This is a genomic window from Deltaproteobacteria bacterium (assembly GCA_019310525.1).
Taxonomy (GTDB): domain Bacteria; phylum Desulfobacterota; class DSM-4660; order Desulfatiglandales; family HGW-15; genus JAFDEE01.
Genome location: JAFDEE010000151.1, coordinates 1 through 3,104, shown reverse-complemented (window position 1 = coordinate 3,104; position 3,104 = coordinate 1). Strand labels below are relative to the sequence as shown.

Here is a 3,104-nt window from a genome sequence, read left to right as displayed (position 1 = left end):
ATTCCCTCCCGGGAGTAAAAATCCGCTGTTTCAACGGCAGAATAAAGGGAAACCTTTAAAAGACGTTCGATTTTGTTCAAGGGCAAGTTTCCGGCCTGCAGGGCCTACGCCCCGGAGGAGAGGACCGGAATTCTAACCGCTCCCTTACCTTAGGGGCATGGGGATCTTTTCTTCGTTCCCGAGTCTCACGGCCTGGTCATTTCAAGGGGTTAGGGACGGGGGAGTCTTGCCCCCTCCGCCGTTCTCCCGCTTTTACAAGCGGGAGCCGGGGGTTCCCCCATCCCTAACCCCATGAAATAACGAAGGTTTACCTGCTGTTGTCTGGCAGGCCTCCCAACAGGTCACTTCCGAAAAGATCCCCATGCCCCTTTCCCGGTGGTGCGGGCATTCGTTTTCAGGTGAAACACTTGATCCTGGAATTCCCCTGGACAAACCCGCCAGACAACGGCGGGTAGGCTTAGGAGGGTCTATCCGCTGAAAACACCAGCCCGGGAGCCTCGGAACGAAAGAAAAGGCGCCATCGGCCTTTGAGTGAAATACCCGGTGATCCTCGGCTCCTCGACCCGATGACCTCTTGAATTTCCTGGAAACAGCGGAAGGCCGGGACTGAAATTTTCTCTGGAGCGGACAGAACCGAAAATATCAGAAGGATAAGGGAGATCGCCCGGGAGACACCTTCATGAAATCTTTCCTTCCCATTTCCATCATCCTACCGGCCCTCCTGCTCTTCCTGCCGCCGGTCTTCGGGGCTGATGCGGCATCCATCAAAAAAAACGTTCCTTTCAGTGTCGGCGAACGTCTCACCTTCCAGGTAAAATGGGCCTTCATCCCCGCCGGGGAAGCCGTTCTGGAAGTTCTGCCCCTGGAAAATGTGAGCGGAATCCAGGCCCGCCATTTCGTACTGACGGCCAGGACATACCCGTTTTTTGACCTGATCTACAAGGTCCGCCGGCGCATTGATGGCTATACCGACATGCAGATGAAACGGTCCCTTCTGTACCGAAAAAGGAAAATGGGGGAGGGTTGCGAAGAAATCATCGTCCGGTTCGATTGGGAGAAAGGGGTTGCCTGGTATTCCCGTCTCGGAACGCCGGGAGATGCCGTCGCCCTTCTCTCCGGGACCCTTGATCCCCTCTCGGTTTTCTATGCCTTTCGATTCCGCAATCTCAAAGAAAATACTTCGCTGCGCTCCCCGGTATCGGATGGGAAAAGATGCGTGATTGGTGCTGCGAGGGTGATTAGGCGGGAAAAGATTCGGGGAGTCTTGGGAAGTTTTGATACGTTCCTGGTGGAACCAGAGGTCAAGAAGATCGGGGGGATCTTCAAGAAAAGCCGAAAAGCTCGGCTCCAGGTGTGGATCACTGCTGACGAAAAACGGATTCCGGTCAGGGTCAAGACCAGGGTGGCCGTTGGAAGCTTCGTGGCGGAACTGGTTTCATACGAAAGAGGGGTGGGCCAGACCTCTGTTCAAGTTTCTGAAGCTCCCATTGATCCTGCTTCTCCCGAACCCTTTTCATACCGTCTCTATCCATCTATGAGTGAACCGGCCGCCCGGGTCAGAAGTGTCTCAAGGGGGGTTTCCCTATGGCGAGCACGTTGAAACCCATATCGAAAAGCAACTTGTGATCCAGGATATTCCTGCCGTCGAAGATAAAGGCCGGCTTGACCATCCCCTTCAGGATCCTTTCGTAATCCAGTTCCCGGTAAAGATCCCATTCCGTCAGGACTGCAATGGCATGGGCCCCGTCGGCCGCCCTGTAAGGATCGCTTTCGAATTGCACCAGCTCCCGGACATCCGCCAGATCGATCTTGGCGTTCTCAATGGCCTTGGGATCGGTAATCACGACCTCGGCCCTCTCCTCCAGTAATCCCCTGGCCACGTAAATGGCTGGAGATTCCCGCGTATCCCCCGTATTGGCCTTGAAGGCGAACCCAAACAGAGCGATCCTCTTGCCGGCAACCGTGTTGAACATGTTGGCGAGCATGTTCCTGATAAACCGCGTCTCCTGCCACTCGTTGATCCTGACCACGGATTCCCAGTACTCCGCCACCTCCTTCAGCCCATAGCTCTGACAGATGTACACAAGGTTCAGGATATCCTTCTTGAAACAGGATCCCCCGAAACCGACACTGGCCTTGAGGAAACTGGAACCTATCCTGGAGTCCGTCCCGATGGCATAGGCCACCTCCTCAATGTCGGCCTCCGTCGCCTCGCAGAGCGCGGAAATGGAATTGATGGAGGAGATCCGCTGGGCGAGGAATGCGTTGGCTGTGAGCTTGGACAATTCGGAGCTCCATACGTTGGATTCGATTATCCGTTCCCTCGGCACCCAGTGGGCGTATATATCCACGATCTGCTTCCTCGCCTGGATTCCCTCGGGGGTCTCCCGGGATCCGATCAATACGCGGTCCGGGTTCATGAGGTCGTTGATTGCGGTACCCTCGGCGAGAAATTCGGGGTTGGACACGATCTCAAATTGGATATGGTCGGAATTCGCGTTCAGGATACGCTCCATGGCCGAGGCCGTCCGAACGGGCAGGGTGGACTTTTCCACAATGATCTTTCCCCGGTCCGAATTCTCAAGGATCTGCCGGGCCGTCTTTTCCCAGTACTGGAGGTCGGCCGCCTTGCCGGCTCCCTGACCGAAGGTCTTGGTCGGGGTGTTGACCGAAACGAAAATAATATCGGCCTCCCGAATCTCCTTGGGGATATCCGTCGAAAAGAAAAGATTCCTGTTCCTGGCCGCCTTTACCACTTCCAGGAGCCCCGGTTCAAAGATGGGAAGATCGTCGCTTTGCCAGGCCCGGATCTTCTCGTGGTTGATATCCACCACCGTCACCTTGTACTCTGGGCACTTCAAGGCGATTACCGCCATGGTAGGCCCGCCGACGTAACCCGCGCCAATACATAGGATGTTCTTTTCGAATTTCATTTTCTTTTTCTCCCATCTAAATACCAGGATCTCCGTTTTTCAACCTTGTGTCTATCCCCTAAACTGAGCGTTTCAAAATTTTGATGAGACCTTTTATTTAGATATATCAAAAGAGTACATGGTAATTGTCCGATAAGGTATCATAACCTATAAGGTCAAGGGCATGGCATA

At 54.3% G+C, this 3,104-nt stretch carries 2 protein-coding genes; one reads left to right on the top strand and one right to left on the bottom strand.

Annotated elements, in window-relative coordinates:
• The first annotated feature begins 679 nt into the window (after positions 1–679).
• On the top strand, positions 680–1,600 hold the full coding sequence (locus JRF57_16350) for a DUF3108 domain-containing protein (protein ID MBW2305267.1): 921 nt from the start codon (positions 680–682) through the stop codon (positions 1,598–1,600).
• On the opposite strand, the gene JRF57_16345 is transcribed toward JRF57_16350, so the two are convergent.
• On the bottom strand, positions 1,557–2,933 hold the full coding sequence (locus tag JRF57_16345; GenBank protein ID MBW2305266.1) for a UDP-glucose 6-dehydrogenase: 1,377 nt from the start codon (positions 2,931–2,933) through the stop codon (positions 1,557–1,559). The two genes, JRF57_16350 and JRF57_16345, sit on opposite strands and share 44 nt — an antisense overlap.
• Positions 2,934–3,104 lie beyond the last annotated feature (171 nt).